At 39.9% G+C, this 18887-nt stretch carries 19 protein-coding genes; all 19 read right to left on the reverse strand.

Annotation, left to right across the window (positions count from 1 at the left end; translation table 11 throughout):
- Nucleotides 1–4 precede the first annotated feature (4 nt).
- The 19 genes from nuoN to F3G66_RS00855 all read right to left on the reverse strand — a co-directional run bounded on the left by nuoN (nt 5) and on the right by F3G66_RS00855 (nt 18835).
- Nucleotides 5–1495, reverse strand: a complete 1491-nt coding sequence (gene nuoN / locus F3G66_RS00770; RefSeq protein ID WP_149706826.1) for an NADH-quinone oxidoreductase subunit NuoN — start codon at nt 1493–1495, stop codon at nt 5–7.
- Entirely contained in the window at nt 1492–3003 is a 1512-nt protein-coding gene (locus F3G66_RS00775; RefSeq protein WP_149706827.1) for an NADH-quinone oxidoreductase subunit M, read from the reverse strand. Before F3G66_RS00775 ends, nuoN begins: the two co-directional genes overlap by 4 nt.
- Nucleotides 3003–4841: an NADH-quinone oxidoreductase subunit L gene (gene nuoL / locus F3G66_RS00780; protein ID WP_149706828.1), complete on the reverse strand. Its 1839-nt coding sequence runs from the start codon at nt 4839–4841 to the stop codon at nt 3003–3005. The genes F3G66_RS00775 and nuoL overlap by 1 nt, the downstream gene beginning before the upstream one ends.
- Before the next feature lie 3 nt (nt 4842–4844).
- Nucleotides 4845–5147 (reverse strand): NADH-quinone oxidoreductase subunit NuoK, encoded by a 303-nt coding sequence (gene nuoK / locus F3G66_RS00785; protein ID WP_004317991.1) that lies wholly within the window; start codon nt 5145–5147, stop codon nt 4845–4847.
- A complete protein-coding gene (locus tag F3G66_RS00790; protein ID WP_107796827.1) occupies nt 5144–5680 on the reverse strand; it encodes an NADH-quinone oxidoreductase subunit J in 537 nt (178 codons plus the stop codon). Before F3G66_RS00790 ends, nuoK begins: the two co-directional genes overlap by 4 nt.
- A 12-nt stretch (nt 5681–5692) precedes the next feature.
- Nucleotides 5693–6310 (reverse strand): NADH-quinone oxidoreductase subunit NuoI, encoded by a 618-nt coding sequence (gene nuoI, locus F3G66_RS00795; RefSeq protein ID WP_149706829.1) that lies wholly within the window; start codon nt 6308–6310, stop codon nt 5693–5695.
- Between the two features lie 8 nt (nt 6311–6318).
- A complete protein-coding gene (nuoH, locus tag F3G66_RS00800; RefSeq protein ID WP_004318044.1) occupies nt 6319–7314 on the reverse strand; it encodes an NADH-quinone oxidoreductase subunit NuoH in 996 nt (331 codons plus the stop codon).
- Complete coding sequence (locus tag F3G66_RS00805) at nt 7307–9607, reverse strand: NADH-quinone oxidoreductase subunit G (protein ID WP_149706830.1); 2301 nt, start codon at nt 9605–9607, stop codon at nt 7307–7309. The genes nuoH and F3G66_RS00805 overlap by 8 nt, the downstream gene beginning before the upstream one ends.
- Entirely contained in the window at nt 9604–10314 is a 711-nt protein-coding gene (locus F3G66_RS00810) for a hypothetical protein (protein ID WP_149706831.1), read from the reverse strand. The genes F3G66_RS00805 and F3G66_RS00810 overlap by 4 nt, the downstream gene beginning before the upstream one ends.
- Nucleotides 10311–10541: an NADH-ubiquinone oxidoreductase subunit E family protein gene (locus F3G66_RS00815; RefSeq protein ID WP_148821771.1), complete on the reverse strand. Its 231-nt coding sequence runs from the start codon at nt 10539–10541 to the stop codon at nt 10311–10313. Before F3G66_RS00815 ends, F3G66_RS00810 begins: the two co-directional genes overlap by 4 nt.
- A complete protein-coding gene (gene nuoD / locus F3G66_RS00820) occupies nt 10538–11767 on the reverse strand; it encodes an NADH dehydrogenase (quinone) subunit D (RefSeq protein WP_149706832.1) in 1230 nt (409 codons plus the stop codon). The genes F3G66_RS00815 and nuoD overlap by 4 nt, the downstream gene beginning before the upstream one ends.
- A complete protein-coding gene (locus F3G66_RS00825; RefSeq protein ID WP_149706833.1) occupies nt 11764–12528 on the reverse strand; it encodes an NADH-quinone oxidoreductase subunit C in 765 nt (254 codons plus the stop codon). Before F3G66_RS00825 ends, nuoD begins: the two co-directional genes overlap by 4 nt.
- A complete protein-coding gene (locus tag F3G66_RS00830; protein ID WP_149706834.1) occupies nt 12525–13037 on the reverse strand; it encodes a NuoB/complex I 20 kDa subunit family protein in 513 nt (170 codons plus the stop codon). The genes F3G66_RS00825 and F3G66_RS00830 overlap by 4 nt, the downstream gene beginning before the upstream one ends.
- The gene (locus F3G66_RS00835; RefSeq protein ID WP_021090439.1) at nt 13019–13408 is read right to left on the reverse strand and encodes an NAD(P)H-quinone oxidoreductase subunit 3; all 390 of its coding nucleotides are present in this window, start codon (nt 13406–13408) and stop codon (nt 13019–13021) included. The genes F3G66_RS00830 and F3G66_RS00835 overlap by 19 nt, the downstream gene beginning before the upstream one ends.
- A 105-nt stretch (nt 13409–13513) precedes the next feature.
- On the reverse strand, nt 13514–15148 hold the full coding sequence (locus F3G66_RS00840) for a multidrug ABC transporter permease/ATP-binding protein (protein ID WP_148821775.1): 1635 nt from the start codon (nt 15146–15148) through the stop codon (nt 13514–13516).
- Nucleotides 15148–16512: a coproporphyrinogen III oxidase family protein gene (locus tag F3G66_RS00845; protein ID WP_149706835.1), complete on the reverse strand. Its 1365-nt coding sequence runs from the start codon at nt 16510–16512 to the stop codon at nt 15148–15150. The genes F3G66_RS00840 and F3G66_RS00845 overlap by 1 nt, the downstream gene beginning before the upstream one ends.
- 184 nt (nt 16513–16696) lie before the next feature.
- Nucleotides 16697–17482, reverse strand: a complete 786-nt coding sequence (locus tag F3G66_RS09550; protein WP_223154173.1) for a hypothetical protein — start codon at nt 17480–17482, stop codon at nt 16697–16699.
- Nucleotides 17483–17516: 34 nt separating this feature from the next.
- Entirely contained in the window at nt 17517–18014 is a 498-nt protein-coding gene (locus F3G66_RS09555; RefSeq protein WP_223154174.1) for a hypothetical protein, read from the reverse strand.
- Nucleotides 18015–18043: 29 nt separating this feature from the next.
- Nucleotides 18044–18835, reverse strand: coding sequence for a YegJ family protein (locus tag F3G66_RS00855; RefSeq protein ID WP_149706836.1), 792 nt, complete (start codon nt 18833–18835; stop codon nt 18044–18046).
- Nucleotides 18836–18887 lie beyond the last annotated feature (52 nt).

Genomic DNA, 18887 nt, shown 5'->3' on the forward strand with positions numbered 1-18887 from the left:
TTTTCTAAAATCCTGAAGCAAAGACAAAATGCTCAATAAATTCTAAAATCGCTCCAGAAAATAAAAACGAAAAGGCCGTTCCAGCTACTGCAATGCCAACAATTACTTTTAATGCCATCGAGATATTTGCAGTGTAGAGATTTTTATCTTTTACGATCGGCTCTTTTAAAAACATAAAGACGATTAGCTTTAAATAGTAATAAATCGCAATGGCAGAATTTATCATAATTATAACGCTAAGAACGACGTAATCAGATTTTATGAGCGATGAAATAAGCACCATCTTGCCCCAAAAGACGCTAAAAGGCGGAATGCCAGCAAGGGCGATCATAAAAATTCCCATTATCACAGCGTAACTTGGTAAAATTTTTATAAGTCCTGAAAATTTCTCAAATGGGTGCTTAAAGCGCTTATCCCAGCAGACCACATCGTCGCACCTTGCCACCCAGAGCATAGAAAATGCGCCCAAATTTGCAAACAAAAACATGATCCAGTAAAAAAACAAGGCGACATTTGCCTCGTGAGAATTTGCCACAAGCGCGCAAAGCACGACACCAGCGTGAGCTATGGAGCTAAAGGCGAGCATTCTTTTGACATCCTTTTGTACTAGTGCCATGATATTTGCAAGGCTCATCGTAAGCACGGCGATGATGTAGAGCATATCTTTTATCCACAAAATTTGTGAGCCCTCAAGCATGGCAAAGACGCGAAGTGCGACGATAAAAGCTGCCACCTTTGGCACGATAGACATATAGCCTGCTAGTGGGGCATTTGAGCCTTCATAAACATCTGGTATCCATGTGTGAAAAGGTATGAGTGAGAGCTTAAAACCAATGGCAGAGGCTATGAAAACGCAGCCAAGCAAAATGATCAAATTTTGATTTAGGCTAAGATCTTTTATCACAATGCCGATACGAGCGATGTCTATTGAGTTTGTCGCTAGATAAAACATTGCTATTGCCATCGCAAAAAAGCCAGCCGAGAGCGAGCCCATTGCAAAGTATTTTATAGCAGCCTCAACGCTTTTTGCCTTGTTGTGAAGGGCGATTAGGGTGTAGAGGCAAAGCGAACTGATCTCAAGGCCTAAAAAGATTATGAGTAGGTTATTTGAGCTCACCATAAATAAAAATCCAGCGATCATAAATAAAAATAGCGCGTAATACTCATAAATTTTGTACTCAAAATACTCTTTTGTGCTAAGTGCGAGTGGGATAAAAAGGGCTGAGGCGATTAGGATGATGACTTGAGAGATGACCGAAACGCCATCAACCAAAAGCATATCCCAAAAGCTAAGGCTAAGACCGTTAAAATCAAGTATTAGACCTAAATTTACAAATATTGCGATGATACAAAATACGCAGTAGAAATTTCTTGAAAGATCTTTTTTTATAGTGCCAACGATTAAGATAAAAAGCGCAAAGATTATCATACTAAGCATCGGAGCAACTGAAGATAAAGAAATTTCTTTAAGGTCTAAAAAGGCTATTTCGTTCATAGTTTGCTCCCGCCGTTTAAAGATGAAATTTTATCCTTTATGCCGCTATTTACAGCTCTAGTTTGCATTTTGCTTATGATATTTTGCACACTTGGCTCAAGCGGTTTTAGTATCAAATTTGGTGCGATACCAAGAGCGATTATGAGCAAACAAAGTGGCACAAGAGCGACTAACTCTTTAAAATTTAGATCTTTTAGACTTAAATTTTTCTCCTTGCACTCGCCAAAAAAGATCCTTTTATAAAGTACCAGCATATAAACAGCGCCCACAATGATACTAAAGCCACCAAGTAGCGCAAAGAGCTTGTTTAGCTTAAATACGCCAAGTAGGCTTAAAAACTCGCCCACAAAGCCGATCGTTAGTGGCAAGCCGATACTTGCAAGCGTTGCTATAAAAAATATAAGCGCATACTTTGGCATCACCTTGGTAAGGCCGCCAAATTCGCAAATTTCTTTTGTGTGAGCCCTCTCGTAGATGACGCCAACTAACAAAAATAGCGCGCCACTAACGATGCCGTGGCTTATCATTAAAAATATCGAGCCACCAAGGCCTATTAAATTTAGTGAAAAGATGCCAAGCATGATGACGCCCATGTGTGAAATGGAGCTATAAGCGATCACTTGCTTCATATCGCTTTGTGCGTAGGCAACAAGGGCTGCGTAGATGATCATGATGATAGCTATGACGCAGACAAAGCCGCTTAAAAGCAGGCTTGCGTCTGGAAAAAGTGGGAGTGAAAATCTCACAAAGCCGTAAGTGCCCATCTTTAAAAGCACGCTAGCAAGCAGCACTGAGCCGATCGTAGGAGCCTGTCCGTGCGCGTAAGGTAGCCACGTGTGAAATGGAAATAGCGGAGTTTTGACGCCAAAAGCAAAGAAAAATGCTAAAAATAGCCAAATTTGAGCATTTTCTCCGATGCCAAGCTTGTACCAATCAAGCAAGTTAAAGCTAAAGACGCCGCTTTTTTGATAGCACAGATATCCGATAAAGATGATCGCCACTAGCATAAAGACAGAGCCTAAAAATGTGTAGATGAAAAATTTAATCGCAGCGTAAATTCTATTTTTACTGCCAAATGCGCCGATGATGTAAAGTAGCGGTATGAGGCTAAGCTCCCAAAAGCTGTAAAACAAGATCATATCAAGTGCGCTAAAGACGCCCATCATCGTGCTCTCTAAAAATAGCACACTAATAACAAGGTGCTTTAAATTTCCATCATCGCTAAGTGCTGCGATAGAGATGAAGCTCATAAATGCGCTAAGGACTATAAGCACAAGCGAGATGGTATCGATGCCCACAAAATAGCTGATATTTAGGCTAGGTATGAGCGAGACTTGATGCGTTAAAACAAAGTCATAACCCTGAAAATCGACATTTACGCAGATAAAAATGGCTAGTAAAAGCTCGATAAGAGCGATGCTTGCTCCATAAAATTTGATGCTTTTATTTTCTATCAAAAAGCCAAGTATTGCGCTTATTGCTGGGAAAAATATTATGACACTTAGCATTATTTGGCTCCGTTTAATAAAAATATAAAGCTTAAAAGCAAGGCAAATCCTGCGACCATAAATCTAAGCATGATGCTTAGATCTCCACTTTGCATTTTGTTTGCAAGATATGCAAATTTAGTAACCACAAATGCGACGAAATCAACACTTCTATCAACTATCATCTCATCAAATTTCTTACAAATTTTAGAGATTAAAGCGTAGCCATTTATAAAAAATTTCTCATAAAATTTTGGGATAAAGTAGGCATTTTGCAAAATTTTGTAAATTTTACTTTCGCAAATGCTCTCTTTAAAAATTTCTTTTTTATAAGCAAAGACTGCAAAGCCAGCGCTTGCAAGCACTAAAGTAAGCGTTAAAACGAGTAAGAAAATTTCACTGCTGTGAGATAAATTTAGCTTAAAATCCCCAAGGCTAGCACCCAAAAAGTCGCTAAAGTTACTCCAGAAAAAGCCGCTGATGACCGAGAGCACTCCAAGCACGCTCATGCCAACAAGCATGTAGTTTTTGGCTTCATGTACGTGCTCCTCGCTCTTTGGTCTTGCAAAAAAGACAAGCATGACAAGCCTAAAGCTATAAAATGCCGTAAGAACCGCACCAAAGAGCAATACAAGCCACAAAATTTGATCTTCACTAAAGGCGACCTCTAAAATTTTATCTTTTGAAAAAAAGCCAGCAAATGGATAAAAACCAGCCAGCGCGCAGCTTGCGATGATAGAAAGTAACGCAGTTGGCTTCATAAATTTATAAAGTCCGCCCATTTTTTTGATATTTAGCTCATCATTCATCGCGTGCATGACGTTTCCAGCGCATAAAAAGAGAAGCGACTTGAAAAAGGCGTGCGTGACAAGGTGAAAAAGTGCGATCTTGTATGCTCCAAGACCAGCTGCTACAAACATATAGCCAAGCTGCGAAAGCGTCGAGTAGGCGACTATCTTTTTAAGGTCATTATGCACAAGCGCGATGCTTGCGGCAAATATCGCTACAAATGCGCCAAGGCAGGCAATAAAGTGCGATACTTCAGGCACATTTGCAAAGATGAAATTTGCGCGTATGACTAGATAGACGCCAGCTGTTACCATGGTCGCAGCGTGGATGAGCGCAGAAACTGGAGTTGGTCCCTCCATGGCGTTTGCAAGCCATGTGTGAAATGGAAACTGCGCGCTTTTGCCCATTGCGCCTATAAAAAGAAGTGTGGCGATGATGCCTAAATTTAGCCCAGAAAGGTCGCTTCTAGCGTTAAAAACCTCGCTAAATTTAAGCGAGCCAAAGCTATAAAATATATAAAAGATACCAACAAGCATGGCTAGATCAGCCACTCTGTTCATCACGAAAGCCTCGTTTGCAGCGACGTTTGCGCTAGGTCTTCTATACCAAAAGCCAATGAGCAGCCACGAGCAAAGCCCAACGCCCTCCCAGCCGATAAATAGCCCTATGAAGTTATCACTTGTTACAAGGACGTTCATGCAAAAGACAAAGAGCCCAAGGTAGCTAAAAAAGCGGTTAAAGCTCGCGTCATCTCTCATGTAGCCAATGGAGTAGATATGCACGATGCTAGCGACCACGCCCACGGTGCTAAGCATCACAAGGCTGATCGCGTCAAGGTAGAAGCTAAAGCTAAGATCAAGCGAGCCTAAGTTTATAAACTCCTTTAGGGTTAAATTTAGTGGCTCATCTACGCTAAGACTAGCCGTTAGCATGAGTGAAGCTGTGGCGCTAACGATCATGAGAAGTGAGCAAAAAAGACCGATAAATAAATTCTTACTACTATGCGAAAAGATGCCAGCTATGATGAAGCTAAGAAGCGGGAAAAATAGCGAAATACAAAATAAAATCATCTCTTAGCCTTTCATATTTGTCATCGAATCTAAACTGATGCTGCCAGTCTTTTTATACCAAAGCACGAGCAGTCCAAGCCCCACAGCGACCTCGCTAGCGGCGATGGCTACTATGAAAAATGCGATGATCTGCCCAGTTAGGTCAAAGTAGTATTTTGAGATAGCAGCAAGTGCGATGTTTGCTGAGTTTAGTAAAATTTCGCTTGAGAAAAATAGCATTATCAAATTTCTTCTTCTCATTATGCCAACAAGCCCTATGACAAAGACTAGGCTTGCTAGGATGAGGTAGTGAGTAAGGCCTATCATAGCATCTCCTCAAGGCTGCTTTGCGCGTTCATGTCTTTATGTATCAAGATGATGCCAGCCACCATCGCCACAAGTAGCATGATAGCGCACATCTCAAAGGCTAGCAGATACTTGCTAAAGAGTAAAATTCCAACCGCTTCGATGTTACCAAGACTAGCGAGGGTGGAATTTACCACCTCTTGCTTAGCGCTATAGATCGGCGCTAAAAAGATAAATATCAAAAGAAGCGCTATGAAGCTGCTTAGAAGATAGACGATGATCTTTGCTTTTTTGCCACTTTTTGGCTCGCACTCCTTGCTGGTGTCAAAAAACATCATCGCAAATGCGTATAAAACGACAACCGCGCCTGTATAGACGACGATTTGCACCACGCCTAAAAACTCAGCCCCAAGCAAGAAAAATATAGCTGATATAAAAACCATGCCAGCAGCTAGCGCAGAGACTGCATTTAGGGCGTTTTTGCAAAGCACGCTAAAAGAAAAACTAACTAATATAAGGGCGCTAAAAAGATAAAATGCAAAGCTCTCATACATCGCTTGACCCTTTTAATTTATATCCATCACTTCTGCCTTATCTTCATTTGTAAGCGCATTTGGCGTCTTTTTCACTAGGCTACCAGCATTTTTAGGTAGTGCACCATAGCCCTCAAACTCAGCTTGATCTTTTAAAAATTTATTATCCGTCAAAAACTCAGCCTTTGTGCCAAAGAGGATTTTATTTTCACTTGCGACCTCGTACTCTTGCCCGCAGACGATAGCAAGCTCAGGGCAGACATCAGCGCAAAATCCGCAATAGACGCACCTGTTTAAATTTATCGTGTAGCTTGCGACCTTTTTGCGGCCATCTTCGCCAAGCGAAGTTTTCATCGAGATGCAGTTACTAACGCAAATTTTCTCACATAGCCCACAGCCTATGCAGCGCTCATTTTCGCTTTCAACAAATTTTAAAAGCCTATGAATTCCCCTATATCTGGCGTTTAGCTGCATCTTTTGCATAGGGTATTTTAGAGTGTGCGACTTGCTAAAGAGCATCTGCTTTAGCGTGATCTTTAGCCCCACCAAAAGATCGAGCTTAAAAGTAGCGGCGATGAAGTGCTTAAATTTATCAAATGCCCCTTTTGGCTCTATCTTTTCGTCTATCAAAATATATCTTTTCTCGCTCATTTTACGCCTTAGATAAGTAGTGCAAAGCCGGTGATTACGACGTTTAAGATGCCAAGCGGAAGTAAAATTTTCCAGCAAAGCATACTAAGCTGATCAACCCTTAGATGCGGCCACGACGCCCTCGTCCAAAGGAAAAAGAAAAAGACTAGGCTTGATTTTAAAATGATCATCAAAGCGCCTGGGATAAATAAAAACTCGTTAAAACCACCCAAAAACAAAAGCGTGATGATGATACTTGCTGCGATCATGTTGGTGTATTCGCCGATGAAAAACATCGCCCATCTCATGCCGCTATACTCAGTGCCGTAGCCTGCTACGATCTCGGTCTCGTTTTCTGTTAGACAAAACGGCGTTCTGTTGCACTCTACAAAGCTTGCCATCACGAAAAGCACGAAGGCAAGGGGTTGCTTGAAGATGAGCCAGTTAAATATGCCTTTTTGGTAGTTATTTATATCAACTAGCGAGAGCGAGCTAGTCACCATGACAACGCTTAAAAGTGCCATGCCAGCGACCACTTCGAAGCTAAGAAGCGCCACAACTGCACGAGCGGCGCTAATTAGTGCAAATTTATTGTAGCTTGCAAGGCCTGCTGCAAGTGGCGAAAAGACGCAAACTGCTGCCACGCCAGCGATATATAAGACGCCCACGTTTATATCGGCAAGTATCGGTCTAATCGTATGCCCAAAAACCTCAAACTCAGGCAAAAATGGCACAGGCGCAAGCGCTGCAAATGCCGCGATAGCAGAGATTAGAGGGGCTATTAGAAAGATAAATTTATTTGCATTTGCAGGCACGATATCCTCTTTTGTAAAGAGCTTTATCATGTCAGCCACGATCTGAAGCACACCAGCAGGCCCCACCATATCAGGCCCCACGCGGCGCTGCATGTAGGCTAGCACCTTTCTCTCAGCATAGGTCGCAAGCCCTGCGAGGCTAGCCATGACGGCCAAGATGACGACTGCTTTAACAATAGTTGTTATCACAAAAAATAGCATTTCACTCATTCTCTGCCTTTATTATTTTTACGCTAGCAAAACTCTTGCCCTCAAAAATGGCGCTTACATCAAGCTTATCATCGTAGTCACCAAGATAGGCTGCCACGCCTCCTAGCTCACTATCAAGCTCCACGCAAATGGCAAGCTTTTGCCCATTTTTTTCTAAAATGACAGCTTCGTTTTGTGAAATTTCAAATTTAGCCATAAACTCGCTACTTGCATAAAGTTTCGCGCGTTTAGCAGTTTGGCTAGCATAGTTTGCAAAAAATGAAGGCAAATTTATAGGATTTGCAAGGCTTATTAGCGCTTCGTCCTCTTTTAAATTTAGCTCATTTTGCTCTTTATAAAGTGGCTCTATGTCCTCTTTTGGCGTGAAATTTGAAATTTCAAGCTTGTAGCCTCTGTGGCTTGTGCCGTCATTTGCGTAAAAATTTTCTAAATCATCAAATTTAACGCCCCTGTAACCCTTCTCTTTTGGCAGCTTCGCTGTGTAATCAATCGTATTTTTAGCCGATAGCCCAAGTGCATTTGCGATGTCGTTTAAGAAGTAGCCATTATGAGCTAAAGCCGCATTTGTCGGCACTACTTCGTTATTTATGCTTGTAAATGTGCCCTCTTGCTGATTTAGCGCACCAGCGTCAAGATCGCCCTCAAAGATGCTAAATTTAAACTCGCCCATTTCGTTATATCCTAGCGTCTTGCCAGGCTTTTTCTCGTGTGAAAGCGTACAAATTTTAGCCACGCCAAGCGAATTTGTGCGAGGTGGTATCAGCATCACATGAAAGGGCGTAGTTCTTGCGATCACTCCAGCAAGGGCTGCAAGTAAATTTGCATTTTCATGAGCGTAAAAGTCGCTACCTAAAATAAGCGTAAATTTAGCCTTGCCCTCGCTAAGAGTGGCTACTTCTAAGCCAAAGCTCTCTTCAAATTTTTCAACTCTTGCCCCAAGCGCTGCTGGTAAATTTTCGCCCCAGTTTTTAAGCACAAAGAGTAAAATTTGCTCCAAATCCCCAGCCTCATAGCTCACACAGGCGAAATTCTTTGAAAATTTCTTCACCACCTCATCAGCGATGTGATGAAAGTAAATTCCACTAGCTTTATTCATCTTAAGGGCGTTATTTAGCTTATAGCTTGTAACTGGGCTCTCGTGGCGCAAGAAGCTACCAGCCGTGATGATAAAATCGCTATTTTTTAGGCTCTCATAGTCTGCGTTGTATGAGCTAAGGCCGCTAAATTCGCTAAAAATATTTAAGAAATTTTGAAATTTAAAAGCCTCATCGTTTAATAAATTTAGATCAAATTTCTCTCTCAAGCGCTCCAAAATAAGCGCCTCCTCGTTTGTTATGAAGCTATTAAATTTTATATTTTTTATATTGCCGTTTTTAAAATTTGAAATGAGTTCATTAAATTTCGCCTCATTTTTGCGGGCATTTTCGTTGTGAAAGTCGTAGCCAAACCTTGCCGCACCGCTTATCTCGCCAAAGTGAAAGTCGTTGCTCACACGATAAATTTGCTTGCTTCTATCGCTAGTGCTTTTCTCTTTTACGTCATAAAAAATGAGCTCGCAGTCGCTTTGATGCGGATTTGCAGCTGGGACGTGGCTTAGCTCCCAGACATTTGAGCTATACTGAAAATTTGAGCTAACAAGCGCGCCAACAGGGCAGACGCTGATGCACTCGCCGCAAAACGAGCAGTCCAAATTTTCGCCAACGCTTGGGGCAATTAGGCTCTTTTGCATCTTGCTAAAGACGGCGTAAGCATCTTTTGGCATGCTCTCTTTTAGCTCTTTTGGCACCTCAACGCCTCTTGGCACCGTTTTTAGCGCGCTCTCGCCGATCTTATCTTTACAGACCGTCACGCACCTCTCGCAGACCACGCAAAGGGCTGGGTCGTAGTTTATTAGCCCCCATTTTTTGTGCGGTTTGTGCGTGTCAGTAATGGCAAATTTTTGCTCATTTACACGCAGATGCATTGTCAAATTTTGCAATTCACACTCGCCACTTTTATCGCAAACACCGCACTGAAGGGGGTGATTGACGCAGTAGGTCTGCATGATCGCATTTCGCTCGGCGGCGATCTCTGGCGTATTTGTGTAAATTTGCATATCCTCTTTGGCTTTGGCGTTGCAGCTATAGACCACTTTGCCGTTTGCTTCGACCATGCAAAGCCTGCAAGCAAGCGTTGGCGAACAGCCGCTAAGGTAGCAAAGCGCAGGGATGTAGATGCCATTTGCCCTTGCGATATTTAGGATGCTCTCGCCTTCATCTGCTTCTAAAATTTGATCATTTATGCTTATTTTCATTTACTAACTACTACTTGTTTAAATGCGTATCCATCAAACTCTTTTGCACCAAATATCGCAACTGTGCCTTTTAGCGAATAGTCTAGTTTAAATTTTGCCCTCACGCTAAAATCTTTTGCTTTAAGCTCTAGCATATCGCCATCTTTTGCCTTTGCTACGATGCCAAACTGCACGCCGCCCACGATCTCATCGCTTGCGTTTTTGTTTAGATAAACGACCGCTCCGTCAAAATTTTCAAGCTCTTTTAGCTCGTCTATTTTGTGATAATCATTAAATTCTTTCCTGCAACCACCAGCTAAAACGACATTTTTGCCTAAAATTTCAAGTAGCCAAAAGATCGCATCTTTGTCTGGATGAGTAAAAAATGAATCATCAATAACGATGTTTTTAACATCCTTTATCCACTCGCCTAGCTCTTCAAATTCCTCTTCACCAACATTGCACTCGCCGCTTATCAGCCCATCATCAAGCTCGCTAAAAAACTCATCGCAAGATAAATTTGCGTATTTGCAAAGAAGAGCTAAGACGTAGCTTATTGAGCCTATTTCGCAGCGGATTAAATTTTCGCCGCCAAGCTCGCTATCTTCGATGCAAGAGATGTACTTAAACTCGTGCTCTTTTATCTTTTTTGCTAAATTTTTATCGCTCAAGCTTAGCAAATTTGCGATACTTAAGCTTTTGCCTGCTATTAAATCATTAAATTTCATATCTTGCCCTTTTTTATAGTTAATACCCAATCAACTTGGTTAAATTTAAGCGAGTTCATCACTTCGCAGTTTAGATTATAGGCTAAATTTACAGCCTTTGTCACACCACTAAAATCGCCTATCTCAAATAAAAATATAATCACTTCGCCAGGCTCGCCAGCCTTTATCTGCTGTCCAAGAGCGCTCAAAAACTCACTCTTTAAGTGCCTAAGATCGACCCTTCTCATCTATCGACCTCGCCTAAGATGATATTTGTGCTACCAATTATTGTAGCGACGTCAGCAACGTACTGGCCTACCAATAAATCTTCATAAATAGCGCAGTGCCAAAAGCTTGGTGTGCGAATTTTTAGGCGGTATGGGCTTGCACTGCCGTCCGAGTTTATATAAATTCCAAGCTCGCCCTTTGGCGACTCACTAGCGAAGTAAATTTCGCCCTTTGGTGGCTTTAGACCCTGAGTTATCAGAACAAAATGCTGCATTAATGAGTAGTTTTGGCTCATTATCTGCTCTTTTGAAGCGCTCACGTAATCTGGCGCATCGGCGATGATAGCGGGGCTGCTTGTTTGATACTTGCTAACGCACTGCTTTAAAATTTTCACGCACTCATGCATCTCTTTCATGTAAAGCAGATACCTTGCGTAGCAGTCGCCGTGTGTCGCATAAGGCACGTCAAATTCTAGCTCATCATAGATGAGATATGGCTCTTCTTTTCTTATATCACGCGCCACACCGCTTGCTCTTAGCATGACGCCAGAGCAGCCGCTACTAAGGGCTAGCTCTTTGCTAATTACGCCCACATCAACAAGTCTTGCTTGCCAAATTCTATTTTCACTTAGCAGATCTTCGTAAAGCGTGATGTCACTTGGAAATTTTTCACAAAATTTAAGCAGCTCCTCGCACCAGCCATCAGGCAGATCAAGCGGCACGCCACCGATCCTTATGGAGCTATGCGTTAGCCTTGCGCCGCAGTATTTTTCTATGAGATCAAGGACATATTCGCGCTCTCTAAATGCATATAAAAAGACGCTCATAGCCCCCACGTCAAGGGCGTGCGTAGCTAAAAATAAAAGGTGCGAGCTGATGCGGTTTAGCTCCAAAAGCATCACTCTAATGATCTGCGCACGGCGAGGCACTTCTATGGCACAAAGCTTCTCCACGGCCGCGCAAAATGCATAGTTATTGGCGCTTGAGGCGATGTAATCCACCCTGTCAGTCACTGGGATAAATTCCTGATAGGTCATATTTTCAGCCATCTTTTCAACGCCTCGGTGCATGAAGCCAACCTCTGGCATAGCGCGCACGACCTTTTCTCCGTCAAGCTCAAGCACAAGCTTTAGCTGTCCATGAGCGCTTGGGTGCTGTGGGCCAAAATTTAGTATCATCTTGCCGTCATTTTGCTCAAATTCTAAATTTTCAAAAAATGGTTTTAAGCGGTTTGGTGCCTGGCTCAAGGTCTTTCCTTTACTATCTGGCTTTGGTTAAATTTAGCCTTTTTGACAAATCTCACGCCGCCTTCTTCTTGATACTCGTAGTCTTCATTTTCGTCAAACACTCTTGAAAAGCCAAAGGTATCTTTCTCTTCAATATAAGCTGGGTCGCGGTTCTCTTCGCCGATCTGCTCTCTAAATTCACGCCCAAAAATTTTATCCACCTCGTACCATTTAGCAGCCTCGTCGCCAACTAGCGGATAGCTTTTTAGTAGAGGGTGCGAGTGCCAGTCATCAGGCATGATGAGGCGCTTTAAATTTGGATGATCTTTGATGAGAACGCCACTTAGATCATACATCTCACGCTCAGCCCAGTTTGCGCTTTTATAAAGCTCGCAAACGCTTTTTAGCATTTCGTCCTTTTTGACAAAGCATTTTACTCGCGTGCGCCTATTTTTGCTAACACTTAAAAGCTGATAAAAGACCTCGTATCCGCCTTTTTGTGCTATATAATCAATCGCCGCAAGCTCACAAAGCTGCTCGTAGCCAAAGCCTTTTAACACTTCAAGCGCTTTAAAATTTTCACTTGAATTTACGTAGAGAACAAGTTGGTCAAACTCCACGTAGCTAGATAAAATTTGTACTCCGCTTTGCTCTAAAACAGCCAGTTCCTCGTCAAATTTAGAGCCACTTACTGCCTCTTTTGGCGTCTGCTTGGCGATATAAAATTTCTCGCTATAGTACTGCTTTTTTTGCAGGTCGTTTTTTGGCTTATACTCTCTCATATCTCAAGCTTTCTTGGCTTTTGCGCCCTAAATGCACTTTGTTTTCTTATCTTTTTTTGAAGTATCATAAGTGCGTACTGAAGCGTCTCTGGGCGCGGGGCACAGCCTGGGATGTAGATATCAACTGGTATTATTCTATCCACACCTTGAACGGTTGAATAGGTGTTAAACATGCCACCAGTATTTGCGCAGCTACCCATTGAGATGACCCATTTTGGCTCAGGCATCTGATCATAAAGACGCCTTGTAAATTCAGCGTGTTTTTTAGTTAGCGTGCCAGCTATGATCATCACCTCTGAGTGTCTTGGGCTAGCCCTAAAAATGGTGCCAAACCTATCAAAGTCATATCTGCTAGCGCCACTTGCCATCATCTCGATCGCACAGCAAGCAAGCCCGTAGCTAAGCGCCCAAAGTGAGTTGCTCCTGCCCCACTGAACGAGCTTATCAACGGTTGTTAAAACTACTGGCAAGCCGCCATTTGCAGCGTAGTTTATCTGATGCTTTGCCATTTAAAGACTCCTTTTTGCCAAGCATAAGCAAAGCCGATAAGTAAAATCGCCACAAAAAGCAACATTTCGATTAGTCCAAAAATTCCAAGTAGCCTAAAATCCACAGCCCACGGATACATAAAAATGACTTCAACATCAAACAAAATAAATAAAATTCCATAAAAAAAGTAGTGGATATTTATCTTATTTGGTTGTTTTACGGTGGTTGGACCACACTCGTAAAAGCCAAGTTTTAAACGCTGGGTATTGCGGTTGGCTAATTTTTTACTTATTTTTGAAGATAAGAATGTTATTAAACAAAATGAACAAGTCGCTAGTAAAAGTATGATAAATGCACCAAAATAGGTACTTTCAAGCTCTGAATGTGACATACTTTGCCTTTTTTAATTTTTAAGATTCTACTAAATTTAAATTTATTTGAGCTTGAAACGGCTTAAGAGTATGGTGAGTATTGTGCTTTTGTGTAAAAATTACTCCTATTTTATCTTCTCAACTGCGTCTTTTGCAGCACTTATTCGCTCGCTCTCGTCTAGCTCACGCACAAAGCCATCTTTTACTAAGATGATCCTAGTTGCTACATCAAAATAACTATCATCGTGGCTAACAGCGATTATGCTGATGCCCTTACTTTGTAAAAACGGCAAAATTTCTTTGTAAAATTTTCGTTTAAAGAGCGGATCTTGATCGGCCGCCCATTCATCTAGGATAAGGATAGAGCGGTGCTCTAAGATGGCTATTAAAAGACTTAGACGCTTTCGCTGGCCGGTTGAGAGTTGCGTGGTGCTAAGCTTATTATCTATGACACTTACTTTTTTGTCGATCTCAAGCAAGGCTAAAAGCTCGTCTATTTCGCTTTGGCTGGCAAAGCCATTATGAGAGAGCGTTTGTGAAAATAGATAAAAATCAGCAAAAATAGCGCTAATCTTTGCCTGGTAGCTTTGTAAATTTGCCTCATCTATCTTTGTGCTATCAAGGTAAATTTCGCCACTACTTGGGCGTATTAGCCCGCAAAGTAAATTTATAAGCGTACTTTTACCACTACCATTTTTACCAATGATAAATGTTATCTCACCGCGTTTGATCTCTAAATTTACGTCTTTTAGGCAAAATTTGCCGTGAGTGTAGTTGAAATTTATATCTTTTAGTTTTATGTTTTGCCAATTATCGCTTAGGCTGTCATCAAATTTAAAGCCTTCCTTAAATTTATTTAGATTTAAACTCATGATCTTTTCTAAACTCACTTTTGCGCTAAGTGCGGCTGGTATGGAGCCAACCATGCTCATAAATGAGCCTCTTAAAAATAGTATCGTTAAGCTAATGCTTAGTGCCGTTTGCAGGCTCGCCCAGTCAAATGCCACGCACAAAAATACACAAAGTCCTACTGAGCCAAGCAGCATAATGTTTGTAAAATTATCGCTTAATGCGTGATAAATATCGGCCTTTACCATATTTTGGCGTTTTTTATCGCCTGTAAAATTTAACTCATCAAAGCAGACACTTGCCCTTGCCCTGTTTAAACTAAGCTCTCTATGCCCCTCTACGATATCGTCGTAGTGCTTTTGCAATGCGTCATCTTGAACTCTAGAATACTTAAAATAAAGATGAATTTTTTTCATAAAAAGTGTATTTATAAAAAGAGTCGCACCGATCCAAATGGACAAAAAGATAAAAATTTTTGGAGCGATTACACAAAGATAGATGCTGGCACAGATGATAAAAACCAAGCTTTGTATAAAGCCAGTAGCGCTCATAAAAGCAAATGTGATCGTTTTTATGTCATTATTTAGGCTAGCTATGATCTTTGCCTTGCCGATCTCGTTTATCACGCTATTTGGCGTATCTAAAATTTGCTTTACACTTTGATATCTTAGCTCGTAGATAAATTTATGCCCAAAATTTGTAAGCGATATATTTGCTGCGATGGCGCTTGCAAAAAATAAGAGCAAAACCACTATAAATTTAACCGCTAAAAAGGTGTCAAATTCTTTTAAGCTTACAAGCTCATTATTTATAAATGAAAGGGTCCAGACGCCAAGCCCGCTAAATACGAGTGTTAATAATACTATTTTAGAAATTTGATATATGTTTTTTTTGATTAAATTTGCAAGCATTACATCGCAGCTCGTGGCTGAATGATATTTGGCTCATACTTTTGTTCAGTATTTTCGCTCATTATACGAAGCACCTTGCTTCGTTTTATTTTAGCGTCGTCTTTAAATATCGCACGCACTTTGTCCATACCAGCGTAAAAATCACGCATGAGCACGATGCAGATATATCTGCCAAAAAATGTCGGCTTAATAATGCCATTTTCTTCATATATTGCATTTACAAGCTTAAGCAAGCTAAGCTCCATAAATAAGGCTTTGTTAATGTTTGTGCTATTTTCATCGTTATATCTTTTAATATCAACTCCGCCATCAAAAAGCCTTGTTAAAAACGTGTATTTAAGTCGCTCTTTCTTGCTAAAACCACATTTTGCGATGACTGGACTTTGCCTATTTTTTATCCTTTTGCCGTATTCAAGTAGATTAAATGCGTTTATTACAAGCTCACCGTTAAGAAAACTAAATGCTCCGCTACCAACGCCAAGATACTCTAAATTTGAACCAACATATTCGTCGCGAAGGTCGGCACTTTTTTCATTTGAAAACGCCCAAGCATTGCTTTGTTTGTAGTTACTTTTGCTAAATTCTTCAGTGATTATCTCATAAAATTCACGCTCGTTATCTACGTTTGAAACGCCAAGTGAGCGAGCTATATTCTCTCTTGTTAGCTCTGATTTCATGAGTGGATAGAAGGTAATTTGCTGCGGAGAGATCGATTTTGCAGTATTTATGTCATTTATGAGCTGCTCTTTTGTTTGATTTGGCAGGTTAAAGATGAGATCCAGGCTAATGACTGGAATTTTGCCAAGAGCGAGCTCAAGTTTTCTTTTTACCTCCTTGGCTGAGCCAAATTTTTCATATCTGCCAACTCTTTTTAACGTTTCATCATCAAAGCTTTGTACGCCAACGCTTAAGCGATCAATTAATCCATCAAATCTAGCTAAACTCTCGGGTGAGATGTGATTTGGATCGCTTTCTGCTGAAATTTCATCTATACTAAAAAGCTCTTTTGCAAGCTTAAGCGTTTTCTCAAGCTCAGGCTCATTTATAAGCGTCGTGCCACCACCAACATAAAGTGAATCAAAGTCAAATCCAGCCTCTTTAACCTGCCTCATCTCCTCACGTAAATTTTCAAAGTAAACTCTTGCAAGCTCTTGTTCATAGTGGTACTTATGAAACGAGCAATATGGGCAGAATGTGTGACAAAATGGTACATGCGCGTAGAGCATATACTTTTTGTCTTTTTTGGGAGTTTTAGTGTAGGTTGTGGTTAAAATGTCTATATTAAATTCATTATATAGTGATCTTTGAATAGAATTATGAGCGTAATTTACGGCAAAATTCTCGACAATATTTTTAAAGATCATAACTAATCGCCTTAAATAAGTTTGGTTTTAAATTGATGTGTTAGGATAGCTAACTTTTAATAAATTTAGCCTTGTGCTAAAGAAATTTTTAGCTTAGCCAGATAAATTTGGCCTATAAATTTTAATTTTTTAAATCTACAAATTTCACGTATCGATCAAATTTTAGCCCCAAAGCTTAAGGAATTTACTCCTTGGCTCTTGAGATAATTTTGCTTGCATCAAGCTCAAATTTTGCTCCATCTTTCGTCTGCAGATAATAAAATTTACCAATATTACAAAGCGACTTTACATTATAAATTTTAACTGCCTTTTCATCTATCTCGCAAGCCGTTTGGTCTTTATCTTTTGCCTCGCAAAACGAGCTTGGCAAAGCTTTTAAAGCGCTTTTATCAATAAGCAAAAATTTATAATCAACATTTCCTATAGCAAGCGTTTTTGCTGTGTATTTTATAAATAAAAGAGAGTTTGAAATGATCATAAAAACGAGCGCCGAATAAAAAATAATAGTAAAATCTTTCGTCTCTTTTATGCTAGCTATTCCAAGAATGAATGAGAGCATAAAAGAGCAAAATAATATCCAAAGTGCCAAAAATCCACTAATGCTATTTGAAATAACAATCGATGCGATAAATAAAATAAGCATTATAATAGTCAAGAAATATATAACAAAATTTGATCTATCCTTAAAGGAAACTGCTAAATTTACACAGATATAAGAGAGTGGAAATAGTGATATTATCATTAGCCAATTATAATAAAGCCTATAAGCTATAAAAGCAAAAATAAAAAATGATATGGATGTCAAAAAATATATAAAATTTGAGCTATAGAAAAAGAGAAATTTTGGCTTTTTAAATTTATATTTTTTATTATCATTTTGATAAAGGTTTGAGACAAAGACTAAGATACCGATCTCAAAAAACGTGATAAATGCAGTCGCACAAAATAGTAAAATACCTGTAAATATCATCTCTGAGCTATCTAAAATAGGAAAATATTTTACTTCAAAACCAAAATAAAAAGTAGCAAAAGATGCTAGCGATTGGCACGATAAAATTTGAGTGTTTAAAGAAAAAAGTAACACACTCTTTTATGAAATTTGCCTTTAAATTTGCCGAATATTCGCTAAGTCTACTCTCAAAATAAGTGTTATTTAGCAAATCATTTTTAATTTTTTCAAGATATTCTGGTTCCTTATAGCTTGCACCTATATAAATTTCATAGTTTTTCTCATCGAAATCTTTTATAATCTCATCTTTTATATCCAAAATCATAAAACAAATTTGCTTTTTTAATTCGTTAAGTTTTTTTAAAATTTCAATAAAATTTGTTCTATTTAGCTCAAGATAAGACTCATATTCTTCATTTAAAAGAGCTATGAGTTTACCTTGTTTACTGCTTGCTATGTGAGCATTTGAAAACTTTTTCTTAATGAAATTTATAAAGATTATAGAGTTTTTAACACTCTCATCTTTTTTATTTAAAATATCTTGATAACTCAAATTTAAATCCTAAAATTTTAAAAAACTTGCTATTTAAGCACCTTTGCGATTTCGCTCCAGCCCAAAATCTTGGCAAATTCAGCCGCCGTTTTGCCACTTTTTGTCCGGGCATTTTTATCAGCGCCGTTTTCTAGCAAAAGATTTACAAGATTTAAATTTCCAGCGATCGCCTCGTTGTGAAGCTGCGTATAACCAAACTCATCAGCGTCTGTGACCATATTTGGGTGCTCTTTTATATATTGCTTTACTTGCTCATACGTATTTTTGCTCATTGGATGCTCTATCAAATTTTCAGGGTGCTCTTTTTGCTCGTAAACAACCAAAATATCGTTAAAATCGCCAAAATCAAGCCCCCACTCTTTATCGTGCTCTTTTAGCTCTTTCTTTTGCATGCGTGAGCGCATCGCCTGCACGCTAAATCCGCCGTATGCGCGTCCATCTATCGAAAAGAGCCAGTCACTCATCTCGTCTATCTTTGCGCTTATTTGGTCGCCTATTTTCACGTTTTGTACGCTATCTGGCTCATTTACAAGCGTGCCATATATCGTTTCACCGTCAAATTCCACATCGTCTATCCACATGTGCTCGCCGACTTCTTCGCCATTTACGACATCTAGGAAGCAAATTTTTACCATCGCATAATCAAGCATAGGTACGATCCTGTGGCGCTCCCAGTAAACCTCACGCCAAAAATATCTAAAGCTCTCTCTGGCCTGCTCAAACGCACGCTGCATATAGTCTTCGTCGCTACTTACAAAATAGATTGGCATTTGCTTGCCAAGATCGATTTGTTTACCGAGAATTTTCTTAAAAAAGCTCATTTTTTGTCCTTATTTTTCATTTTAGATAGATCAAATTTGAATGCAAAATGAT

This window comes from Campylobacter concisus, assembly GCF_902460665.1.
Classification (GTDB): domain Bacteria; phylum Campylobacterota; class Campylobacteria; order Campylobacterales; family Campylobacteraceae; genus Campylobacter_A; species Campylobacter_A concisus_AL.

Coding starts and splice junctions, on each gene's coding strand:
- nuoN (WP_149706826.1), bottom strand. CDS start 1,495: ATGAACGAAATAGCCTTTTTAGACCTTAAAGAAATTTCTTTATCTTCA.
- F3G66_RS00775 (WP_149706827.1), bottom strand. CDS start 3,003: ATGCTAAGTGTCATAATATTTTTCCCAGCAATAAGCGCAATACTTGGC.
- nuoL (WP_149706828.1), bottom strand. CDS start 4,841: ATGATTTTATTTTGTATTTCGCTATTTTTCCCGCTTCTTAGCTTCATC.
- nuoK (WP_004317991.1), bottom strand. CDS start 5,147: ATGATAGGCCTTACTCACTACCTCATCCTAGCAAGCCTAGTCTTTGTC.
- F3G66_RS00790 (WP_107796827.1), bottom strand. CDS start 5,680: ATGTATGAGAGCTTTGCATTTTATCTTTTTAGCGCCCTTATATTAGTT.
- nuoI (WP_149706829.1), bottom strand. CDS start 6,310: ATGAGCGAGAAAAGATATATTTTGATAGACGAAAAGATAGAGCCAAAA.
- nuoH (WP_004318044.1), bottom strand. CDS start 7,314: ATGAGTGAAATGCTATTTTTTGTGATAACAACTATTGTTAAAGCAGTC.
- F3G66_RS00805 (WP_149706830.1), bottom strand. CDS start 9,607: ATGAAAATAAGCATAAATGATCAAATTTTAGAAGCAGATGAAGGCGAG.
- F3G66_RS00810 (WP_149706831.1), bottom strand. CDS start 10,314: ATGAAATTTAATGATTTAATAGCAGGCAAAAGCTTAAGTATCGCAAAT.
- F3G66_RS00815 (WP_148821771.1), bottom strand. CDS start 10,541: ATGAGAAGGGTCGATCTTAGGCACTTAAAGAGTGAGTTTTTGAGCGCT.
- F3G66_RS00825 (WP_149706833.1), bottom strand. CDS start 12,528: ATGAGAGAGTATAAGCCAAAAAACGACCTGCAAAAAAAGCAGTACTAT.
- F3G66_RS00830 (WP_149706834.1), bottom strand. CDS start 13,037: ATGGCAAAGCATCAGATAAACTACGCTGCAAATGGCGGCTTGCCAGTA.
- F3G66_RS00835 (WP_021090439.1), bottom strand. CDS start 13,408: ATGTCACATTCAGAGCTTGAAAGTACCTATTTTGGTGCATTTATCATA.
- F3G66_RS00840 (WP_148821775.1), bottom strand. CDS start 15,148: ATGCTTGCAAATTTAATCAAAAAAAACATATATCAAATTTCTAAAATA.
- F3G66_RS00845 (WP_149706835.1), bottom strand. CDS start 16,512: ATGATCTTTAAAAATATTGTCGAGAATTTTGCCGTAAATTACGCTCAT.
- F3G66_RS09550 (WP_223154173.1), bottom strand. CDS start 17,482: ATGATATTTACAGGTATTTTACTATTTTGTGCGACTGCATTTATCACG.
- F3G66_RS00855 (WP_149706836.1), bottom strand. CDS start 18,835: ATGAGCTTTTTTAAGAAAATTCTCGGTAAACAAATCGATCTTGGCAAG.